General features: G+C 44.1%; 23 protein-coding genes. 17 read left to right on the top strand and 6 right to left on the bottom strand.

The window, feature by feature from the left end; genetic code table 11:
- Window positions 1-125 precede the first annotated feature (125 nt).
- Entirely contained in the window at window positions 126-1,289 is a 1,164-nt protein-coding gene (locus DR864_RS16565; RefSeq protein WP_114068028.1) for a hypothetical protein, read from the top strand.
- Between the two features lie 66 nt (window positions 1,290-1,355).
- Here the strand turns inward: DR864_RS16565 and ftsY are convergent, their stop codons facing one another.
- From ftsY to rpmG, 3 genes are all read right to left on the bottom strand, one after another.
- Complete coding sequence (ftsY, locus tag DR864_RS16560) at window positions 1,356-2,312, bottom strand: signal recognition particle-docking protein FtsY (protein WP_114070324.1); 957 nt, start codon at window positions 2,310-2,312, stop codon at window positions 1,356-1,358.
- A gap of 173 nt (window positions 2,313-2,485) precedes the next feature.
- Window positions 2,486-2,638, bottom strand: coding sequence for a DUF4295 domain-containing protein (locus tag DR864_RS16555; RefSeq protein WP_013927273.1), 153 nt, complete (start codon window positions 2,636-2,638; stop codon window positions 2,486-2,488).
- Between the two features lie 84 nt (window positions 2,639-2,722).
- Window positions 2,723-2,905 carry a 50S ribosomal protein L33 gene (rpmG, locus tag DR864_RS16550; RefSeq protein WP_114068027.1) on the bottom strand — a complete coding sequence of 61 codons (183 nt, stop codon included), beginning with the start codon at window positions 2,903-2,905 and terminating at the stop codon, window positions 2,723-2,725.
- Between the two features lie 120 nt (window positions 2,906-3,025).
- On the opposite strand from rpmG, the gene DR864_RS16545 reads away from it, so the two are divergent.
- From DR864_RS16545 to DR864_RS16500, 10 genes are all read left to right on the top strand, one after another.
- Window positions 3,026-4,060: a sensor histidine kinase gene (locus tag DR864_RS16545; RefSeq protein WP_114068026.1), complete on the top strand. Its 1,035-nt coding sequence runs from the start codon at window positions 3,026-3,028 to the stop codon at window positions 4,058-4,060.
- Window positions 4,061-4,221: 161 nt separating this feature from the next.
- A complete protein-coding gene (locus DR864_RS16540) occupies window positions 4,222-5,295 on the top strand; it encodes an NAD-dependent epimerase/dehydratase family protein (protein WP_114068025.1) in 1,074 nt (357 codons plus the stop codon).
- Between the two features lie 53 nt (window positions 5,296-5,348).
- Window positions 5,349-6,290: a glycosyltransferase gene (locus DR864_RS16535; RefSeq protein WP_114068024.1), complete on the top strand. Its 942-nt coding sequence runs from the start codon at window positions 5,349-5,351 to the stop codon at window positions 6,288-6,290.
- A gap of 39 nt (window positions 6,291-6,329) precedes the next feature.
- On the top strand, window positions 6,330-7,934 hold the full coding sequence (locus DR864_RS16530) for a hypothetical protein (protein WP_114068023.1): 1,605 nt from the start codon (window positions 6,330-6,332) through the stop codon (window positions 7,932-7,934).
- A gap of 80 nt (window positions 7,935-8,014) precedes the next feature.
- On the top strand, window positions 8,015-8,896 hold the full coding sequence (locus tag DR864_RS16525; protein WP_114068022.1) for a class I SAM-dependent methyltransferase: 882 nt from the start codon (window positions 8,015-8,017) through the stop codon (window positions 8,894-8,896).
- 84 nt (window positions 8,897-8,980) lie between these two features.
- The gene (locus DR864_RS16520) at window positions 8,981-9,916 is read left to right on the top strand and encodes a glycoside hydrolase family protein (RefSeq protein ID WP_114068021.1); all 936 of its coding nucleotides are present in this window, start codon (window positions 8,981-8,983) and stop codon (window positions 9,914-9,916) included.
- 108 nt (window positions 9,917-10,024) lie between these two features.
- Window positions 10,025-10,867 carry a phytanoyl-CoA dioxygenase family protein gene (locus DR864_RS16515; RefSeq protein ID WP_114068020.1) on the top strand — a complete coding sequence of 281 codons (843 nt, stop codon included), beginning with the start codon at window positions 10,025-10,027 and terminating at the stop codon, window positions 10,865-10,867.
- Window positions 10,864-11,835 (top strand): glycosyltransferase family 2 protein, encoded by a 972-nt coding sequence (locus DR864_RS16510; protein ID WP_114068019.1) that lies wholly within the window; start codon window positions 10,864-10,866, stop codon window positions 11,833-11,835. Before DR864_RS16515 ends, DR864_RS16510 begins: the two co-directional genes overlap by 4 nt.
- Window positions 11,832-12,647: a glycosyltransferase gene (locus tag DR864_RS16505; protein WP_114068018.1), complete on the top strand. Its 816-nt coding sequence runs from the start codon at window positions 11,832-11,834 to the stop codon at window positions 12,645-12,647. The genes DR864_RS16510 and DR864_RS16505 overlap by 4 nt, the downstream gene beginning before the upstream one ends.
- Before the next feature lie 84 nt (window positions 12,648-12,731).
- Window positions 12,732-13,475 (top strand): glycosyltransferase family 2 protein, encoded by a 744-nt coding sequence (locus tag DR864_RS16500; protein WP_114068017.1) that lies wholly within the window; start codon window positions 12,732-12,734, stop codon window positions 13,473-13,475.
- A gap of 8 nt (window positions 13,476-13,483) precedes the next feature.
- Here DR864_RS16500 and DR864_RS16495 read toward each other — a convergent pair whose 3' ends face one another.
- On the bottom strand, window positions 13,484-15,340 hold the full coding sequence (locus tag DR864_RS16495; protein ID WP_114068016.1) for a hypothetical protein: 1,857 nt from the start codon (window positions 15,338-15,340) through the stop codon (window positions 13,484-13,486).
- 37 nt (window positions 15,341-15,377) lie between these two features.
- Window positions 15,378-16,844, bottom strand: coding sequence for a TonB-dependent receptor (locus DR864_RS16490; protein ID WP_114070323.1), 1,467 nt, complete (start codon window positions 16,842-16,844; stop codon window positions 15,378-15,380).
- 306 nt (window positions 16,845-17,150) lie between these two features.
- On the opposite strand from DR864_RS16490, the gene gatC reads away from it, so the two are divergent.
- From gatC to rlmB, 6 genes are all read left to right on the top strand, one after another.
- A complete protein-coding gene (gatC, locus tag DR864_RS16485; RefSeq protein WP_114068015.1) occupies window positions 17,151-17,438 on the top strand; it encodes an Asp-tRNA(Asn)/Glu-tRNA(Gln) amidotransferase subunit GatC in 288 nt (95 codons plus the stop codon).
- A 95-nt stretch (window positions 17,439-17,533) separates the two neighbouring features.
- Entirely contained in the window at window positions 17,534-18,349 is an 816-nt protein-coding gene (locus tag DR864_RS16480; RefSeq protein WP_114068014.1) for an Fpg/Nei family DNA glycosylase, read from the top strand.
- A gap of 116 nt (window positions 18,350-18,465) precedes the next feature.
- Window positions 18,466-18,777 carry a 50S ribosomal protein L21 gene (gene rplU, locus DR864_RS16475; RefSeq protein ID WP_114070322.1) on the top strand — a complete coding sequence of 104 codons (312 nt, stop codon included), beginning with the start codon at window positions 18,466-18,468 and terminating at the stop codon, window positions 18,775-18,777.
- Window positions 18,778-18,821: 44 nt separating this feature from the next.
- Entirely contained in the window at window positions 18,822-19,091 is a 270-nt protein-coding gene (gene rpmA / locus DR864_RS16470; RefSeq protein WP_114068013.1) for a 50S ribosomal protein L27, read from the top strand.
- Window positions 19,092-19,205: 114 nt separating this feature from the next.
- Complete coding sequence (locus DR864_RS16465; RefSeq protein WP_114068012.1) at window positions 19,206-20,243, top strand: methyltransferase; 1,038 nt, start codon at window positions 19,206-19,208, stop codon at window positions 20,241-20,243.
- Between the two features lie 4 nt (window positions 20,244-20,247).
- The gene (gene rlmB, locus DR864_RS16460; protein WP_205319120.1) at window positions 20,248-21,051 is read left to right on the top strand and encodes a 23S rRNA (guanosine(2251)-2'-O)-methyltransferase RlmB; all 804 of its coding nucleotides are present in this window, start codon (window positions 20,248-20,250) and stop codon (window positions 21,049-21,051) included.
- 60 nt (window positions 21,052-21,111) lie between these two features.
- Here the strand turns inward: rlmB and gmd are convergent, their stop codons facing one another.
- Window positions 21,112-22,227, bottom strand: coding sequence for a GDP-mannose 4,6-dehydratase (gene gmd, locus DR864_RS16455; RefSeq protein ID WP_114068011.1), 1,116 nt, complete (start codon window positions 22,225-22,227; stop codon window positions 21,112-21,114).
- Between the last annotated feature and the right edge of the window lie 20 nt (window positions 22,228-22,247).

Below are 22,247 nucleotides of genomic sequence, written 5' to 3'. Positions count from 1 at the left end.
AAATGTTAAAAAGCACAAGGTGTATTCTTGTGCTTTTTTAACATTTTTTTAGACGTTTAGGAGTCAATAATTTCTTCAAACGGGCGTTGTTAGAGTGAATTTATCCACTCTAATCTCATTACGCCATGAAACACAGCTTTACATTAAGCCTTCTGTTGCTTGCCACTGCGGCTTTTGCCCAAACCGAAAAAGGCAATTCTTTTGTTTCTGGGAATATTTCGACGGGGTATTCTGCAAATATCTACCCTAAGGACAATCCTAATAAATCTGGTACCTTTTCGCTGTCCTCGGGAATTTCCTACGGGAAATTTATCAAAGATGATATTCTATGGCGTATCGGAGTATCTGAAACCTTTAGTAGGTACCGTTTGGAAAGTAATAATGCAAAATTTACGAATCCTTATGGTTCACTTTCAATTAGTTCGAGCGGGCTTTATTTCTTTGGGAAAGAACGTTGGAGAGGATTTGTAGGAGGGGGGCTTAGTATTTCTGGAAGCTTTTTTAACATTAAGCAAAGCGTTGATGGTAGACAGGATCTGACGTCTAAAGAACGAAATTTTTCAATTCAGCCTATTTTTGAAGCAGGTGCACTCTATTTTTTCAATAAACATTTAGCTATACAACTTGCCACATCCTCCAATACTTTTCCTCTCAACAGTTATGGTTTTTCTACGGGATTACTTTACTGGATTAAGCCTACTTCATTTGAGGCTGAGACCAAAGAACTTTCTATTTTAAATAAAGGGAGATGGACATCGGGTGCAGGTTTTGATGTGGATACGCGTCGATTAAGAAATAATCTTGCTAACCAATCCTCGAATCCAATGCAAACTGGTGAAAGTGAGACGAATATATCTCTGCAGGTAGGAAAGTTTATCAAGAATAAAACGATGATTGGAGTAAGAATGGGATATAGTAAAAATTATTCTGAAGTTATTTCGACGCCCCAAATTAGCACTAAAAGAAGTATGTACCGAGTAGGTATTTTTAGGAAGAAATATCTTTTTGCTACGCGTCTTACCCCTTATTGGGAAGTGGAACTCAACTATATACGCAATAATCAGGAACAAAAAGATGCTTCTAATTTTTCAACTACTCACTTTAATACCTTTGAACTACGACCGAATCTAGGATTGGCCTATTTGATCAGTAATCATTTTTTAGTGGAAACCCAGTTGGCTGACCTATTGGTCAGTTATGGTACCCAAGCCAATTCAGAGTATAAAAACTGGAGCGCAAACCTAAGTGGTGGTCTTCGACCCAATCTACGTTTATCCTACGTATTCTAACAAAAGAGAGCAGGCACTCAATTGAGTGCCTGCTCTCTTTTGTTAGAAGTATCTAATGACTATTGCTTACTTTTTGAACAGCGAATCTACAAATTGAGCGCGGTCAAATACCTGTAAATCATCCATTTTCTCACCTACTCCAATGTATTTGACGGGGATTTTGAACTCATCCGAAATGCCGATTACTACGCCACCTTTGGCCGTGCCGTCCAGTTTGGTAATGGCTAAGGCCGTTACGTCGGTGGCTTTGGTAAACTCACGGGCTTGAATAACGGCATTTTGGCCCGTACTTCCGTCCAACACCAACAGTACTTCATGCGGTGCTTCGGGCAGAAACTTCTGCATGACGCGTTTGATTTTCGATAGCTCGTTCATCAGGTTGACCTTGGTATGCAAACGGCCTGCGGTATCAATAATGACCACATCGGCGTTCATTTCCACGCCTTTTTTCACGGCATCGTGGGCCACAGCGGCAGGGTCGGTGTTCATGCCGTGGTCGATGACCAATACGCCAGCGCGCTGACCCCAGGTTTTAAGCTGGTCGACGGCAGCCGCTCGAAATGTATCGCCCGCACCTAAAACCACCTTTTTGCCCCGTTTTGTAAACTGATGGGCGAGTTTGCCGATGGTGGTGGTTTTGCCAGCACCGTTGACACCTACGACCATAATGACGTATGGCTTTGGCAAGTTGTCGGTCTCAAAACTATCCTTAAAATCGAGCGATTTATTTTCTGTCAGTAAAGTGGCGATTTCGTCGCGCAGGATACTGTCAAGTTCTGAGGTGCCAGTGTATTTGTCGCGTGCTACGCGCTCTTCAATTCGCTTTATAATCTTGACCGTTGTACCGACTCCCACGTCAGAACTGATCAGAATATCTTCCAATTCATCGAGTACGTCTTCATCAACGGTAGATTTCCCTACAATTGCCCGGCTGATTTTTCCGAAGATACTTTCCTTAGATTTTTCCAGCCCTTTATCAAGCGATTCTTTTTTCTCTTTAGAGAAGAAATCAAATAAACCCATAGTACGTAGCGGCCCGTGCGGCAGTTTATAGTTTACGGCCAGCAACGCTCGGCAGAATAGACAAATTCGGAGGGTTGCTGGAGAACACAAATAGAAAACGCACAAATATAAAAACAAAAAAAGTCCCTTATCGGGACTTTATCAAATATCGTTATGGTAACAGAGGTTGCGGATTAGTTTTTCAACGCAGCCTGTACTTCGTCGGTAGGAACGATAACCTCCTTAAATGTGTAAGCGCCTGTCTTTGGTGATTTAATTGCTTGAATCACTTTGGCGTAAGTCTTACCACCTTCTTTTTTCAGGGTTGCAACTACTTTCTTTGCCATTGTTGTATAAGTTAAAATTGTTAATTGTTAACGGTCAGTCAGTTAACAGCACTTGTTGACTATTAACGATGAACAAATAACGAATTATTTAATTTCTTTATGAACCGTTACTTTTTTCAAATACGGATTGTATTTCTTAAACTCCATACGTCCTGGAGTATTTTTGCGGTTCTTAGTTGTGATGTAACGTGACATCCCTGGAACGCCCGATTCTTTCTGCGCTGTGCATTCCAAAATTACTTGTATTCTGTTACCTTTCTTTGCCATTGCTTTACGTCAAATTTGAAAACGGAGTGCAAAGTTACAGATAGTCAATCAGAAGACAAAATAATTTCTTAAAATTTCAGCAAAAATATTTATCTACCTTTGCGCTGAAAATCATTCATTATGCGTATCAATCCGCGTATCACCGCTTTATTGCTGGCTTTTGCTATTTCAGGCATAACAGTTGCCTTCCTTTCGTTTGTCAGCGGCACCACGCTGAGCATGCTTTTTGTGTCGGGAGTTGCTGGTTTTTTTGGCGCATTTTTTCTGATTTTATACGCTATTGAGATTTTGGTGTACCGGGAAGTAACCAAAATGCACGAAACCATTCAGCGGCTTAAATTGAAGGACTTTAGTTTTCCTCGGAAAAACATTGTCAGTGACCCTAATCCTCTCAAAAAACTGAATCAAGAGATTTTTGTTTATGTGGCGCGCAAACAGCAGGAAATAGATGAATTGAAGAAAATGGAGGTTTTTAGACGGGAGTTTCTGGCCGATGTTTCGCACGAGCTGAAAACCCCCATTTTTGCCGCGCAGGGGTTCATTCACACCTTATTAGACGGGGCGATGGATGACGAGAAAGTGCGGGATAAATTTCTGCAAAAAGCCGCTAAAAGTTTGGACGGACTAGATGCCTTGGTCAAAGATTTGGTGGCACTTTCACAAATGGAAACAGGCGAAATCAGAATGCGTAAAGACCGCGTCGATTTGCGGCTAATTACCTTAGAAGTGTGCGAGCAGCTCGAAAACAAGGCCAATCAGCGGAATACAGTTCTTAAAATAAAACCCGACCGAATGCTGCACGTGTGGGTGAAAGCAGACCCGCAGCGGATAAGTCAGGTCATGACAAACCTCATTGAAAATGCCATTAAATACGGAAATGATAATGGCAAGGTAATTGTACATTTTGAGGAAGATAAAAAACATTTTCTCATAACCGTGCGTGATAATGGCCCAGGTATTCCGCCTGAACATTTATCGCGGATTTTTGAACGATTTTATCGGGTAGACAAAAGTCGCTCCAAAGAAAAAGGGGGAACTGGTCTGGGATTAGCCATTGTAAAGCACATAATTAACGCTCACGGTTCAAAAATTACGGTTACGAGCAAGATAGATAAAGGAACTACGTTTACGTTTAAATTAGACAAAGCGGATTGATTTAAAGACACTATTTGTCCTATTCAGAAACATGGTCTTTAAACGAATGACTTATTTTACGGATTAGGCTGATTGAACTTTTTTGACTTATTTTACGCCCTTAATTCAAGAAAAATAGAAATTTTCCAATATTAATCACACTTCAAAAAGACGATTCTTCTATGAACATTGCACTTGTCACCGGTTCGGCTGGATTGATTGGGAGCGAATCTGTCGCTTTTTTTGCTGATAAATTTGACCTCGTGATTGGGGTAGATAACAATTTACGTCAATATTTCTTTGGACAGGACGGAAACACCGAATGGAATCGCAACCGCCTCCAAGATGGTTTTGCCAATTATAAACACTACAGCGCTGATATTCGGGAAGTGAGCCAATTGGAGCCCATTTTTAAAGAATACGGCACCGATATTAAGCTTATTGTACACGCTGCTGCGCAACCGAGCCACGACTGGGCGGCCCGTGAGCCGTTTACTGACTTTGGAGTGAATGCCGTAGGTACGCTCAATATGCTCGAAATGACGCGTTTGCATAGCCCTGATGCCGTGTTCATCTTTACTTCCACCAATAAAGTATATGGTGATAATCCTAACTATCTGCCGTTGGTAGAGTTGGAAACTCGCTGGGAAATTTCGGAAGACCACGTTTATTACAAAAACGGGATTGATGAGCACCACAGCCTTGACCATACCAAGCACTCTATTTTTGGTGCGTCTAAAGTAGCGGCGGATATTATGTGCCAAGAATATGGCCGTTATTTTGGCATGAAAGTAGGAGTATTCCGTGGAGGCTGTTTGACGGGACCTAACCATTCAGGAGCCCAGTTGCACGGATTTTTGGCTTACCTTATGAAGTGTACCATTACGGGCAATCCTTACACTATCTTTGGATACAAAGGAAAGCAGGTACGCGACAACATTCACAGCTATGACTTGGTAAATATGTTCTGGCATTTTTATCAGAACCCACGTCCAGGTGAAGCCTACAATGCTGGTGGCGGACGTCATGCCAACTGTTCTATGTTGGAGGCCATCGCCATTTGTGAACAAATTGCGGGTAAGAAATTGACCTATCATTATTCAGAAACCAACCGTATCGGCGACCATATCTGGTACGTGAGCGACTTAACTAAATTTAAGAGCCACTATCCAGGTTGGGATTGGAGTTACAACCTTGAGCAGACATTGGTTCAAATTCACGATGGTATTGCTGCTCGCTTGGCACTGCCTGCGTAATTGTTATCGGGTAACTACAGCTTATGCTCGATAGATAACTGATAACGAAAGAAATGACCCCAAAATACGTCATACTCATACCACAATACAACGATTGGGAGGCGTTAAACCTGCTCATCGAACGCATTAATCAAGACGTAGCGACCGACACACTGGCCGCTACGTCTTTGGTTATAGTGGATGACTGTTCGAGTCAGGAAATGGAAAAAATAGCGCCTTTTGCTGGACAAAAAACCCAAATCGTGCGGCTTTACCGTAACCTAGGCCATCAGCGCGCCATTACTATCGGGTTATCGTACATCGCCAAAGAGTTGCCCTGCGAGAAGGTCATTGTCATGGATGCCGATGGAGAGGATGCACCAAAGGATATCAATGCGCTAGTAGCTGCCTCCGAAAAATGGCCCGACAAAGTTATTTTTGCCCAGCGGACCAAGCGGCAGGAAAGTTTTCTTTTTAGGTTTTTTTACGGTATTTATAAGTTCATTTTCAGGCAATTGACTGGAAAAGTAATTACGTTTGGTAACTTTTCGCTTATTCCTCAGCGTCGCTTGCAAAACTTGGTACGCGTCTCCGAAATCTGGAATAATTTTCCGGGAGGTATCATTCGCTCTCGGATTCCGTACGAAGCAATACCCACCGAGCGAGGAAAACGCTTGGCTGGCGAAAGCAAAATGAATTTTGTGTCGCTGGTGTTGCACGGATTAAGTACGGTGTCGGTTTTGATTGATGTGGCAGCGGTCCGAATATTGATATTTTCTATCGGAATGTCTTTGGTCGCGTTGTTCATCATTTTTGTGGTATTATTTTTGAAATGGATGGACCATGCCACGCCTGGGTGGGCCTCTACGCTGAGTTCGGCGTTGCTGATTGTGGTGCTGCAATCTTTTCTGATTTCATTGTTTTTAGTTTTTATGGTACTGCAATACCGTACCCAACAACAGTTTATCCCCGTACTTCAATACCGTGATTTTATTGAAAAAGTGGAAGAATTGTAAACGAATTAATACGAGTTATAACTTGGTAAAAAACAGTAAGTGATAAGCTTCGATGATTTCCCTGTAGTTTATTTTGCACTGGGCTATGCATTGGCCGTTGGAGTCGTATTGCTTTTTTTTCTTCGAAAAAATATCCCCTTTTTTTCTACCCTTCTCTTGGTTCTCGGTGCCGTTTTGGTGGTATTTATGCGTTTGCCGATTCTGCTTTTCAATCAGGAAATCAATCCAGATGAGAGTCAGATTATTGCCCATGCCCTTACCCTAAGCCAATATCCAACCTATTGGGAATCAGTGGATGGGACGACTATTGGCCCTATTAATAACTATATGCTTTTGTTGCCTGCTTTTTTGGGGCTAGGCTTTGATTATACGGCTATTCGATTGTTGGGTTTGGTATGGATTATTGGGAGTTTGTGGTTTTTCTATCAAAGTGTTAAAAACTTTTTTGATGCACCCACTGCTCAGTTGAGCCTTCTTCCCCCCTTGTTTTTTCTTGCGTTTACCCAAGACCCAGATTTTGTTCACTATTCGAGTGAACAATTGCCGCTTTTTTTGTTGAATGTTGCGTTGTGGAGCGTATCAAAAATAAACGTTGCTCGCTCAAACGGTTTTGCGGGCATTTTTTTGCTGGGAGTAGTATTGGGACTGAACCCTTTTGCTAAGATACAAGTCGTGCCGCAGGTAGCCGTAATTGGCCTTTGGGCGGTGGTAAGCCTTTATCAACATAAATACTTCTTGAAGTCTGTGTTAGCTTTGGTCGTGGGTGGTTTGGCGGTGCCTATTTTTATTGTTGCATTGGCGGGGGTATTTGGGGTATTAGATGATTTGTGGGATTATTATGTGCTCGGAAACCTCATCTACGCGGGAGGTAGCTCATTGGTGGATGCCATTTTTCGATTGCCCTCCTTTTTTGCGAAAAGTACCGACTTTTTATTGTATTTGGGAAGCCTAGGACTGCTTAGTGTGCTTAGTTTTTTTCAAAAAGACAAACGGCTTTCTACTCTTAACCAAATAGGAGGTTTTGTTTTATTATGGTTGGTAGCGGCGCTGTATGCGGCCACAAAAACGGGTAATGACTTTGTCCATTATCTTAATCTCTGCATCTATCCATTGGCGCTTTTAGGAGCATTATTCATTTATAAGAGTCAAAAAAATGGCTCACTTGTGCCCGTAGCTGCTTTGGTGCTAGTAATGCCCTTTCTGGTGAGTTTTGGTTTGAAAGCCATTCTGCATCGTCCGCTCAATGCGTATGTTTCTGGAAATGACCATCGAGTGCCAGTGAGTGATGTTTCTAAACTAATTCTTAAATACGCTCAACCCACAGACCGTTTGGTGGTTTGGGGTTGGATGTGTCGCTACCACGTTGAAACCCAAATGCCGCAGGGGACGGCCGAGAATCACTCCGAACGGTCTATTTATCCCCACCCATTGCGCCAAAAATATTACCAGCGTTATTTGGATGACCTGAAAAAGAATCATCCCAAAGTATTTGTGGATGCCGTTGGAAACAGTTTATGGCTCAATGATCGCTCCACACAGGCGCATGAGGCATTTGCTGAATTAAACGATTTTATAACAAAGAACTATCGTTTTGTAGGGGAGGTAGAAAGTACACGCGTCTACTTACGAAATACCGAACAATAAATTTGAAAATGTTAACCGCTGACTTTTGCGCTAACTTTATGAAAGTTACGCTAATTTTGAATCTTGAATAGTAATACATAATGACACATAATCAATTCCTCGAATCGCTGGTTTCCCCAAAAACAGGAGAACCGCTGAAAGTAGCCGACAATGGCTTATCTCTTACCGCTCCCGATGGTACCATTTATCCAGTATTGGATTCGGGAATTGTAGATATGGTTCATCCGCGCGAATTGTTTGAAGACGATGCCCGCGAGCAATACCTGTACGACCAAGCCTATCAGCGCTATGACCGTGGCGTGTCGTGGGTGTTTGAAACCCTCAATCACTCCGACGAAGCCGCTACGCGTGAATTTATGATTGGTTTGATGGGGCTTAAACCTGGGCAAACGGTGTTGGAAGTGGGAGCGGGAACTGGCAAAGATTCGGCTTTGATTATCGACCAAATTAGCCCTGGTGGCACGGCAGTGTTGTCAGATTTATCGCCCAATATGTTGCGTCTGGCTACGCAAAAACTGCAACCAAAAGACGTAGATGTTCATTTTTTTCTAGGAAATGGCTCTTATTTGCCCTTTGCCGACGGAACCTTTGACTCGGTATTTCACTTTGGTGGTATCAACACTTTCTCAGAGCGTAAAAAAGCGTTTGCTGAACTTACACGCGTGGTGAAAGTAGGCGGTAAGGTGGTTATCGGAGATGAAAGCATGGCTCCTTGGTTGCGTAATCAACCGACCTACGAGATTCTTTGGAAAGCCAACCCACTCTTCCGGGCAGAAATACCGTACGAAGATTTGCCGGCGACCGTTGAAAATTTCAAGCTTCATTACATTTTTGGGAATTGCTTCTACGTGATGGAGTATACCGTAGCGGCGAAAGCGCCTGAAATTGACGTTGAGTTGCCGATTCCGGGCAAAGATTTTATTGATAACTGGCGTATTCGTGCGGAAGGAAGTTCAAAATAAATGTTTTGTCAGCCTGGAAGAGCCTTCTAAGAATCGTGTTAGTTAGATTTTAGGCGCTTTTAGCAGGACAAATACCGATAAATTATGTGGCAAAAAAAAGGAGTAATTTATAAACCTGATGGTTCGTTGGCGCACAGTCGCTCGCACGCACAGGTACCGTTTGCATACAAGCATCCCGATTTTTTACGGGTATATTTTTCCTCGCGCGACGATAATGGGTATTCACGTCCCACCTTTATTGATGTTGATTACGAGGACCCTACCAAGATATTATACATCCATGACCGTCCAGTACTGGAGCTTGGCGGTCCGGGAGAATACGATGAAACAGGGGCGATGCCTGCGTGGTTTGTCGATATGCCCAACGGCGATATTTGGCTGTATTATACGGGTTGGAACCGTACGTGGAACTCATACCGGCTTTCGATGGGATTAGCCGTAAGTCATGACGGAGGGCTTTCTTTTACCAAAATGTTTAGAGGACCTATCATGGACCGCAGCATTGAAAATCCGTTGTGGGCCGCTCAACCGTCAGTCATTCGTGAAGACGATGGCACGTGGCGGATGTGGTACATTTCGGGACACAAATGTGAGTACATACATGGCTATCCAGAACCTTATTACCGGGGGCAGTCAGCAACGTCGACCGACGGTATTCACTGGAAAATCAGCGATGTGCCTACCCTAGATTTTGACGATTTTTTACACGCAGTAGGTCGTCCGAGCGTTTTTAAAGAAGACGGAATCTACAAAATGTACTATTCGTATCGTCATACCCGCGATTATCGTACCGACCGCAATCAAAGTTATCGCCTCGGATACGCCGAGTCGGTTGATGGAGAGCATTGGGAGCGGAAGGATAATTTGGTCGGAATTCATAAGTCTGAAAATCCAGAAGATTTTGATTATCAGATGATTGATTATGCAAATTACTATACCCATAATGGCAAAAAGTACTTGCTTTACAATGGCAATGGCTTTGGTGCGGCAGGCTTTGGGTATGCGGTATGGGAAGATTAAAGGATTGGAACGATTGTTGTAATTTTACCTTTTGATTTTTGACCAATGTCATTATTTCAAAAGGAGTTGTGTGTTAGAATTGGGTGTTAAACCAAACAAATAAGTAAAATGGCAACATTAGCAGAGCAGTTTCGCCAAGAGGGTTTTTTACTCCTTCGTAATTTCTTAGACAAGAGCGTGGTAGAAAATATTTACCGTGAGGCTCGTGAAATATTTGCTGTTCAAATCAAGCGTGTAACAGGCCGTGTGGTTGATATTGACAATCGAGATGAGTTTGAAAGTGCAATGTTTGAGTTTTTTGAAAAAGACTTTCCAGCTTTTCGCAATACAGGTGTGACAGTTCAACACAGCCTGTCGCTTCACCGTTTTGCGGTCAGCGAAAAAATCAGTGATTTGCTAAAAGAAGTTGGTATTGATCAACCCGTTATTGGGGCTCGTCCAGCCATGCAATTCAACAGTCGTTTTTTGTCAAAAGATGGTAGCAAACACTGGAAACTCGACGCCCACCAAGACTGGAGAACGGGCCAAGGCTCGCTAGATAGCACTGTTATCTGGTTTCCGATGGTGGATGCTGGTGCGGATTTAGGTGCTTTGCAGGTTATTCCACGCAGTCATAAAACGGGATTGTTGGAATCAACTACTTCAGGCTATCAGGGAGGAATTACGGCCGACTTGAAAGACGAGGATTTTATACAAACAGAGTTTCAGCTAGGAGATTTGTTGATTTTCTCGGCTTTTCTGGTACACCAATCGGGAAATAATATTACCCGCAACATTCGTTGGTCGGTACAACTACGTTTCAATAACTTAGCCGAGCCTACTTTTATTGAAAGGGGATACCCGATGGCATATATTTACAAACCAGAAGCTGAATTGGTTACGCCAAACTTCCCGTCAGTGGAACAGTTGGAAACGGTTTTTGCGTCTTCACCAGCCCCGGCAGTACAATGAAAGTAAGCGTCGCGATTCTTACGTACAACCAAAAGAATTTCATCGGTAAGGCCATAGATAGTGCCCTTGCTCAGGAAACTGATTTCGATTTTGAAATTTTAGTGGGCGACGATTGCTCAACAGATGGTGCGCAAGAAGTGATTCAAGCATATCAGGACAAATATCCAAACCAAGTAAAGGCTGTTTTGCACTCCAAAAATTTGGGTCAAAATGGCCTTTTCAATACAATAGAAACCCTCAAACTGGCCCAAGGGCGCTACATCGCTCCCATGGATGGCGACGATTACTGGACCGATACCTCGAAGCTTCAGAAGCAGGTTGACTTTATGGAAGCTCATCCCGATTTTTCGGCCTGTTTTCATAATGCATTAATTACCTACGAAGATGGTAGCTCATCTCATGTGTTGAATCCGCCCGATCAAAAAGCCGTTATTAGCGTTGAAGACCTCGTGGGGGAGGATGAAATTTGGTTTATGGCCACCTCCGCGGTGATGTTTAAAAACGGGCTTATGCACTATCCTGACTGGTTCTTGCAATCAACCAGTGGGGATATTCCACGCTATGTGATTTTGGCAAAACAGGGGCCAATCGGTTATGTGCCAGGTGTTATGTCGGTATATCGTAAAAACCGGGGCGGTGCTAGTTTTAGGGATCATTATCAGGATGCTCGATTTTTATACAACCGTATTCGGATGTATGAAGGAATCAATAAAGAACTTGGTCGCCAATACGATGCGTTGCTCAAACGAAACATTGCCCGCTATTATCGTATGTTGTTGGATGCTCGCCAATACCAAAAGCGGTATTTTCAACGGGCTGGATTGGCGTTAAAATACTTGTATCTGGGAAAGCCCGATAAAGAGACCACAAAAGAGACAATTCGCGACTATATTTTGCCCAAGTGGCTGTTGCAGGTGTATAGTTTTTTTGCGCTGTTGCCCCACCGTTTGAAAGAATCATCTCGATGAAAGTAAGCGTCTGCGTTCCTACCTACAACCATGAAAAATACATTGCTCAGATGCTTGATGGGGCGCTCATGCAGCAAACCGATTTTGCATTTGAGATTGTTGTCGGCGACGATGCATCGACTGACTCAGCCCCAGCCATCATTGAAGAATATGCCCAGCGTTTTCCTGATAAAATTCGTGCCTATCTTCATCCCCAAAATTTAGGTCCTCAAGAGCCCAAAGAATTTGGAGGGCGCAACAACGTTCTCTTTTTGTTAAAAGCCTGTAAGGGCCAATATGTGGCGCTTTGCGAAGGAGATGACTACTGGACCGACCCGTTTAAACTTCAAAAACAGGTTGATTTTTTGGAAGCCCACCACGACTTTGCCATTTGCCACCACGATTTAGAGGTAATTTATGAGGATGGCTCGGAAAGCCATTCATTTAACCCCAAAACACAAAAGTTGATTTCGGGGATTGAAGATTTATTGGAAGACCGTTGGTTTGTAGGTACTGCCAGTCTGATGTATCGCAATTTTTTTCGGGAAGAAGAGTTTGCCGATTGGCACCATCGGGCCGCCGCTGGCGATTGGGCGTTGGTGATTCAATTGGCAGCACGGGGATGCATCGGTTATATTCCCGAAGTAATGGGGAACTATCGAAAACACCACGGTGGTTTAAGTAACATTCATGCCGTAACAAATGCTTATTTTCTCCGTAATCGCCGCCAGATGTTTGCCGATGTCAATGAATGGCTGTCTTATAAATACAATGATATTGTGCAAGAAACGCTCCGAAAATACGACCAGTTAGTAGAAGAAATTGGAAATTAAAGCAAAACAAACCAATTTTGCCCTCACGGTCATTAATTTAACAATTCCCTAATCGCACCGGCCTCCCGGTCATTCCGCCACTAAATGAAGCTTAGCGTTGTCATTCCCGCCTATAACGAACAGGAATCTTTACCACAAACGTTGCAGACTCTGTACGCAACTTTGTCTAAACATGCTGTGCCCCACGAGATTTGGGTGACAAATGATAACTCTAAAGACAATACGTTAGAGGTATTGGCAAATTTGTCAAAAGAAATTCCAACGTTGGTTTACGAAACGAATCTTGGGCCCAACGGGTTTGGTTATGCGGTGCGCTATGGCTTAGAACGTTTTTCGGGCGATTGTGTGGCGGTTTTTATGGCAGACCTGTCGGACGACCCCGAAGATTTAGTGAAGTTTTATAAGAAAATGGTTGAGGGGAATTATGATGCAGTTTTCGGTACGCGCTGGAGCAAAGGTGGCAAGGTATACGATTATCCAACGGTCAAGAAAGTAATTAACCGGATGGCAAATTTTATCATACGGCTCTTTATGGGCGTTAAGTACAACGATACAACCAATGCGTTTAAGCTTTATAAAAGAGAAACGATGGAAGGATTGAAACCCTTTCTTTCTGCCCACTTTAACCTCACGGTTGAACTACCGCTCAAAACCATTGTACGAGGCTATTCATTTGCCATCGTCCCCAATAGCTGGACCAACCGAAAATACGGGGAGTCAAAGCTGAAAATCAAAGAAATGGGCAGTCGCTATTTCTTTATTCTGATGTATTGCTTCATTGAAAAAACGTTTTCGCGCGGTGATTATCGCAAAAAAACGCAGAAATAATTTTCTTCTTAATTCGTTTCCACTCGAATGACCGCTGGTACCGTGTCCGTGGTTCCGGTACCACAAGTATTGTTGACCATCACAACTTTATACTCGGTTGTGGTGCGGGGATTTACCGTGAGTTGGTACGGATTAATAAATGTTCCGTTGATAGTCGTGCCGTCAGAAAGCACAAATGACCAAGGAGGGAGTCCATTTTTGAACGATACGCGCAGGCGTGCCGCTCCACCGGGACGAATAACGGCCCCGCCCGTCACGAGGGCTTGGGCTGCGTTGGGCATCATCACTTGAAGGGTAGTTGGGGTTCCTTCAATGAGTGGGTCGGTAGAAATAACTCGTACCTGTTGTGTTGAAAGTGTGTCTTTTAAGTAGGGTGGCAAAATCTTGGCCCGTAGTGAACTAGTGCCGCCGATGGTGGGTAAATACACCCAACGCCCGCTTGTATCTTTGATTTGTACCAAGAATTTATTGGCGTTGTTGAAACGACCAGTGGTACTGAAAGGAACCGTAATTTCAGTGCCCGAACAAATCGTTTTATCTGATAAATTTCCAGTGGCAATCGTTGGCGGTGGTATTTTTACGTTAACAAATGCCGTTCCCGACAAATCGCCTACGCCGCAAAATCCACCAGCTGAGGTGATTGTGTATGCCGTGGGGTTAAGCGGTGATACTTTTACGGTATAAGGGGTTGTCCGAATGTCATTTTGGTAGGTTCCATCCGAAAGCAATACAAACCAAGGTCCTCCACCGCTGAAATCCAAGGTTAGGTTGGTGGATTCACCTTCGGCGATTTGAAGTGTATCGCGTCGTAAAACTGTTTTGGCAGGGGCCGAAATAGCCACGTCGACGGTGTCGCTCATGATGGTCGGAAAGGTCGAAACAACGCGCAGTTTATAAATCCCTGGCTCTAAGCCTGCAGGTGTTTTGGCCATGATGGGGCTTTGCGGAATCAACTCGGAAATATTCTTAAAATTCTGCCCAGTCGTATCGCTCAATTGAACGATGAAACCGTTGCCAGCCTCGTATTTTCCCGTTGCACTGAAATTAATTTGAAAAGGTGTGGCGGTACAAAGCCTAAAACCGACGCGAGGAATGGCCTTGAGGGCAATGACGGGGAGTGTATCCTGACTTACCTGAACCACAACTTCGCCTGAGGTGGTGCCGCTTCCGCAGGTATTATTGACGCTTGTTACTTTAAAAGAACTCGTTTGCTCGGGAGCCACTTGCGCCGTAAACGGATTCACTAACGTATTAGTGACCGTAGTACCGTCAGAAACGGTAAACGACCAAGGGGCAGCACCTGTGAGCATCACGCGGTAGGAGGCGGCTTGTCCTGGGCCGATTTTGGTATTTGTACTGCCGTCAATCAGCTCCATGCGGGCGTGAGGCAAGGGCAAAATCGTCAGTCTCGTAGGTTTACTAATAATTTCAGGATTGGTGGATACGACCCTAACTAATACACTCCCCGAGCGATTGGTTGGCAGAGTGACTGCAACTGGACCTTCTTTTACAGGCTCAGAAAGGTTGATAAACTTACCCGAAGCATTGGTTATCTGGACAATGAATTTATTGTCTTCTTTAAAAGTCCCGGCGGTTGTAAAAGGAATCAGAACGGGACTCCCCGGACAAACTGACAAGTAGGAGAGGTCACCGATACGAACCTCGGTTTTAATCACCGTATCTGGCTTGAAAGTCGTGTCACGCTGCAAGCCAAGGAGCGTGGGCTTAAGCGTGTCTTTGCGAATCGTATCTGCACGCAAGGCGTTTTGAGTGGAGTTCAATTGGCCGATATTTTCATTCCCTAACCACAGCCCGAGACTCGTCCAAGTCACCACGAAACAACTAATAATGAATTTATGATACATACCTCTTCCGATTGACCCGCAAAGTTAAGACAATCTCTTATAAATTCCCCACTGCCTGATGGATGTGTGCTGCTTGTTTGGGTTCAAATACCACGCAGGGAAATCCAAACAAACATTTATCCTTGATCATTTGAGCAACTTCGACGGGCACTTTATCCTCCCAGCCAGGTTCGCCGCGTTTGATAAGGTCTAACACACTATCGGTTGAGATTCGGAGATTATCTTCATCGAAATCACGAATGTCTTCGATTTTGTCGTTGCAAAGTAGGAAGTTAAAAAGGGGTTGTAGATTGGTGGGCAACGCAAAGTTTTGACAGGTAGAAAGCCTTCCGTCTTTGAAAGTTGGATAAACAAAGAGTTTGACATTTCGGCTGAATAAAGTCGAAAACGACTCCAAGATTCCGCCCGGTAGTTTTTGGTAGTAACTTTCTTCAAAAATGTATTCTAAATTAGGAATCCCCAACACCAGTCCGATTTTGAGGCGAGTTGTTTTTGCCAGAAAAGCTACCAAACGATGATATTCGTAGTAGTTTGAAATCAGTACGGTTTGTCCCAACGAAATGAGAATATCCACGCGGTCCAGAAAGTCTTTTTCGTTGATGTCCTGATCGCCTCCGCGCAGGTTGTGAAGCGTGAGTTCAGCCACCATAATCACTTTTTTTTCGTCCACGTCAGGTTCTGCCTTGAACTGCTTGAGGCCGTTGCGTAGCATATCTACGTGTACATTGGTGATGGGCCGCAAGCGTCCACGCAAGAGTAAAATATTTTTCTTATAAAGTGCTTCCGACGGTTGTAAAACGTGGCCATCAGGGCCAAACATCGCTACTTCGGTAAACCCGTGTTTGACGAGGTAAAGGCTCATGAGCCGATTGTCAACTTTTTGAAAATCAGGTCCCTGAACACGAATCATGTCAATTTGGATACGGTCAGGGCTGAGGTCGTCCATCAAAGAAATCAAAAGAGTTTCGGGTGATTTATGGTAAAAAAAACAGCCATAAATCAAGTTGACGCCGATGATTCCCAAGGCCTGCTGTTGCAGAATGCTGTCGTTATCAAGCATTTTAATGTGGATAACCACATCGTTGTAGGGAGCGCGGGGAGTAAGCTGAAACCGCAGACCAAGCCAGCCATGACCTTCATTGCTTTTCTGGTAATTGAGGGCAACGACGGTATTGGCAAAAGCAAAAAATAAACTGTCGGCACCACGTTTTTCGGCGAGTCGTTGCTCCACAAGGTCGTACTCGTGTTGAATCATTTTCATTAATCGCGATTCAACCACGTAGCGACCACTTGGCTCAGGGCCGTAAATTTCATCGCTGAATTTCATGTCATAGGCCGACATAGTCTTAGCGATGGTTCCTGAAGCGCCGCCTGCCTTAAAAAAATTGGCTGCAGTATCCTGCCCTGCGCCGATTTCGGCAAAAGAGCCATAAATACGCCGGTCTAAATTGATGCGAAGGGCTTTTTGTTTGGTACCGAGGTTTTTATCGTATTTAATATTCATGAAAAAGTCGTTTGTTGAAAGCAGCGGGTTTAACGTTTCCAAGTTTTTTTGTAACAAAAGCCTGAAAACCTAAATGGTCTTGCCGTATTTACAAAAATACAATAAACTCCTTAATCCGCACCGTACAAACAGACATAAACTACTCCTTGTGTGATGTGTTTTTTGGGCGTAAATGCTGTATGCTGTTTGCAAACACAAAATAGATTGACCCTATAATGTAAACCCAAGGAGACCGTTTTCCGTGGAATTTAATACTTATCCACCCAAATTGTGGATAAAGTCCTAATTTTGTAAAAAAATTAAGCAATGCAAATCGATAAAGCCACCCTTCACAAGATTGCCAACTTGGCACGTTTGGAAATCACCCCCGAAGAAGAAGCCCCCTTACTCCAAAGCCTAGAAAATGTACTTTCGTGGATGGAGCATCTGAATGAACTTGACACCGATAATGTAGCCCCGTTGACGCATATTTCGTCCGAAATCAATGTCATGCGTGAAGATGTGGTTGGAAATCACCTGCCCCGTGAGCAGGGCTTGTACAATGCTCCCTCACAAGATGGAACCTATTTCAGGGTGCCTAAAGTGATCGAATAAGCAGGAATTGGAAAGTAAAAAAGAGTTGGATATCTTAATCAAAATGGCGGAAATTTGAGTTTGATATATATCAGCACTTATTTTTAAGTTATGCCATGCCCGAACTTCCCGAAGTAGAAACCTATCGACGCTATTTTGAAGCTACCTCTCTTCACCAGCCCATCGAAGCCATCGACGTAGAAGACCAGAAACTCCTCACCACCGATTACGCTACGCTTACCGAAAAGCTTATTGGTCAGGCCTTTGTCAGTACCAAACGCGTAGGGAAAAATCTCTTTATTTATACCGACGGCGGCAGTACGCTACACATGCATTTCGGCATGACGGGTGATTTGGAGTATTATCATTCGTCGCTCGACCGACCGCGCCATGCGCGGATTGTGTTTATTTTTAAGTCAGGATTCAATTTGGGGTTTATCTGTCCGCGCAAATTTGAGCGCATTGGATTGGTAGAAAACATAGAGGCTTATCTCAAAAAGAAAAAAATCGCACCCGACGCGCTTGATATAAGTCTAGAAGAGTTGACGTACAATATCAGAAAACGGAAGAGTTTTATCAAACCCGTTTTGCTTGACCAAAGTACGGTGGCAGGTATTGGAAACTGGATTGTGGATGAGGTACTGTTTCAGGCCAAAATTCATCCTGAAATACTGAGTAATCGGCTAACGGACGAGGAAATAGAGCGGATTTTCACTGCTACGCGCTTCGTACTCGAAACGGCCATTGAGCACGAGGCCAACTACGGACGTTTTCCCCAACACTTCCTCATTCACTCCCGCGAATGGGACGTATCTCCCTACGAAGACGCACTGCGACACAAACGCTGCCCGTGCAATAAAGTGGAAATTGCGCAGACACAGGTAGGAGGGCGCACAACGTATTATTGCCCTGAGTGTCAGGTTTTAAGATAAATAGAGGGAAATCTGGGTAATGACCCGATATTTTTTTAAAATAGCTTGGTAATTTTTTCCGAAACCGCTATTTTTGCACTCCATTTTTGGAAAAAACTGTTTTAATCGAAAATAACATGTACGCAATCGTAGAAATCGCGGGACAGCAATTTAAAGTTGAAGAGGGCCAACAAATCTTTACCAATCGTTTGGAAGGAGATGTGGACGCTGCGCTCGTATTTGAAAAAGTATTGTTGGTGGACAACGAAGGAACCATCAGCATTGGCGCACCGACGGTAACCGGTGCTAGTGTAAAAGCCACAATCGTTGAGCACCTTAAAGGTGAAAAAGTGATTGTTTTCAAGAAAAAGCGTCGCAAAGGCTACGTGAAGAAAAACGGTCACCGTCAGTCATTAACGAAAGTGAAAATTGACGCAATTGTCGGCTAATTCCTTAATTAATCGCATCTTAAAATTTTAAAATACCCAAAGAAATGGCACACAAGAAAGGTGTAGGTAGTTCTAAAAACGGTCGTGAATCGGAAAGTAAGCGCCTTGGCGTTAAAATCTACGGTGGCCAGCCTGCTACAGCCGGTAACATCATCGTGCGTCAGCGTGGTACTAAATACCACCCAGGCCGCAACGTAGGTGTTGGCCGTGACTATACGTTGTTTGCATTGGCAAACGGTACAGTGAAATTCTCTCGCGGACGTGACAACAAGTCATTCGTTCATATTGAATTGCCTGAACTGGCCGAAGCATAAGCATTTTTACAGAAAAAACTTGGCATAAACCCGTCTGAAACTATTCAGACGGGTTTTTTGCTGAAAAATAATTTTTCTGCTTATTGAAAACTGCTTACTGCTAACCAGTACTATATGCAACTCCGCGTCGCTCCCGAAAATCCGTTGGAATGGCTAGCCCTGAAAACCAATCAGGTGCCCATTCCGCTGTTGCACGTTCAGATGTATTTTATCATGGCTAAAGCCGTGATGGAAGCGGCGGACGCGGGCGTGTTTGATGCCATTCATCAGGGAAAAAATACGTCGGAGACCATTGCCAAAGCCTGCCATTTACATCCGAGACCTACTGCACAATTGCTGACATTGTTGGTGTCGATGGAGTATCTGTCATTTGATAATGACCAATTTCGCTTAACGTCGATGGCCCAAAAATGGATTGTATCAGAAAGTCCTCATTCGGTACATGCCATTGCGGTTTATAATAATCGTGTAGCTTGGGATTGGGTGAGCAATTTAGGGAATTACCTTCGTACTGGGCAGGGAATGGAATCACATGAGGTGTTTGACGAAAAACAATGGCAGCTGTATCAGGATGCCATGCAATCGGTGGCCAAGTCGGAGGTAAGGGAGTTTGAAAAAAGAGTTCCTATTTCCAAAAAAGCGACGCGTTTGCTGGATATTGGCGGAGCCAACGGTCAATATGCCGCTGCACTTTGTCGTAAATTGCCTAATCTTGAAGCAATCATTTTGGATTTGCCCGAAGCTATCGAAAATTCATCGCTTCCAGAGGATGTTCGGAGTAGGATTACCTGCCGGGCAGGTAACGCACTGACGGATGATTTGGGGGAAAACCAATACGATGCCGTTCTTTTGTCTAACGTGGCCCACCATTTTACGGAGGCACAAAATCAGGAGTTAACCGCGCGGGTAGCGCGTAGTTTGCGCAAAGACGGCATTTTTATTGTCAATGAATTTATTCGTCCTGCGTTGGATAGTACGCCCGAATTAGTGGGCAGTTCAAGCAGCCTATTTTTTGGGCTGACCAGCACGTCTGGAAATTGGACAGTGCAGGAAATTCAGGCGTGGCAACGGGCCGCAGGATTAAAAATATATAAAACGATTCGATATTTTACCATCCCCGGAATGGCGATGGTGATTGCTAAAAAAAGTTAATAAAATGGCATTTGAAAGAAACGAATATCCTAAAAAAAGGACAATTCATACTACAAAACCCGTCGATAAAACGCGGGAGAAAGAACTGGTTTTCGGTACTCAGCCAGTGATTGAAGCACTAAAGGCAGGACAGGAAATTGACAAAATAATCGTGTTTCGGGAGCAAAGTTTTGCCGACATTCTGGAAATGGCCATTGAGCGGGGTATTCCCGTTCAGCGCGTTCCGATGGAAAAGTTGAACCAGATTACGCGTAAAAACCATCAGGGCGTTATTGCCTTTGTGTCAGCCATTCGTTATGTATCGCTGCATAATATACTGGCAGGGATTTTTGAAAAAGGCGAAGTGCCATTGTTATTAATGCTAGACCGAATTACGGATGTGCGCAATTTTGGTGCCATTGCCCGTTCGGCAGAGTGCATGGGCGTTCATGCAATTGTCGTTCCGATGCGTGGGGCGGCTCAAATCAATAGCGATGCCATCAAAACTTCCTCGGGCGCGCTGAGTCACTTGCCTGTTTGTCGTGAAAATAATTTGATGGACACCGTACAGTATCTACAGGACAGCGGGGTGCAGGTGATTGCCTGTACTGAGAAAGCCGCCCAAATTTTGACCAATGTTGATTTTACAACGCCTACGGCCATCATCATGGGCTCGGAAGAAGACGGGGTCTCGCCTGAACTAATTCGCCGGTCGAATATGAACATCAAAATTCCGATGAAAGGTAAAGTCGCTTCGCTGAATGTATCGGTAGCGGCGGGAATGGTGATTTATGAAGCTGCACGGCAGCGGATGCAGGAGATTGGTTAAAATAAAAACCGTTCACAGTAAAAGGCTAAACTACTTGACTGTGAACGGTTTTCTGAAAAATTATTCGAAGTAATTTAGCGGACGGTGCCCTTCGCGTTCCAAAATCTGGTCGCGTTTGAATATATCTAAGTCTGATTCAATCATTTCTTTTACCAAAGCAGGCAAATCATATTTAGGAATCCAGCCTAATTTTGTATTTGCCTTGGTTGGGTCGCCGATGAGCAACTCCACTTCGGTAGGACGGAAATAACGCGGGTCAATTCCCACCACTTCTTTTCCAATCGGTAGCTGATAATCGGGGTTGTTGCATTTAGAAACAATTGCTTTTTCATCAACGCCTTCGCCCACAAAATCAAGTTCAATGCCTACTTCATCAAACGCCATACGCACAAAATCGCGGATGCGTGTTGTGACTCCCGTGGCAATTACAAAATCCTCGGGCGTATCTTGCTGAAGCATCAGCCACATGGCTTCTATATAGTCTTTGGCGTGGCCCCAGTCGCGCTGCGCGTCTAGATTGCCCAAAAATACTTTTTCTTGTAAGCCCAATGCAATCCGCGCTACGGCACGGGTGATTTTACGGGTCACAAACGTCTCGCCGCGCAAAGGAGATTCGTGGTTGAATAAAATCCCGTTGACGGCGTACATGTTGTAGGCTTCGCGGTAATTGACCGTTATCCAATATCCGTACAACTTGGCAACGGCATACGGAGAACGTGGGTAAAAAGGAGTGGTTTCTGACTGCGGAACGGCTTGTACCAAGCCATATAGCTCAGAAGTGGAAGCCTGATAGATGCGCGTTTTTTGCGTCATACCCAACAAACGAACGGCCTCTAAAATGCGCATAGTACCCAATCCATCCACTTGTGCGGTGTATTCTGGTTCTTCAAAACTCACCCGAACGTGCGACTGTGCCCCAAGGTTATAGATTTCATCGGGCTGAATTTCCTGAATCAAACGAATGATATTGGTAGAATCAGAAAGGTCGCCGTAGTGAAGAAAAAGACGAACATCGGTTTCGTGCGGGTCGGCATAAAGGTGGTCAATCCGCTGGGTATTAAACAAAGAACTCCGGCGCTTGATACCGTGTACTTCGTATCCCTTTTGTAGTAAAAATTCGGCCAGATAAGCACCATCTTGACCCGTAATCCCTGTAATTAGTGCGCGTTTTCTCATATAGAATTATTGAACAACGA

The sequence above is a fragment of the Runella rosea genome (genome assembly GCF_003325355.1).
GTDB classification, from domain to species: domain Bacteria; phylum Bacteroidota; class Bacteroidia; order Cytophagales; family Spirosomataceae; genus Runella; species Runella rosea.
The sequence above is the reverse complement of the archived record's forward strand: the minus strand, read 5'-3'. Positions and strand labels throughout refer to the sequence as shown.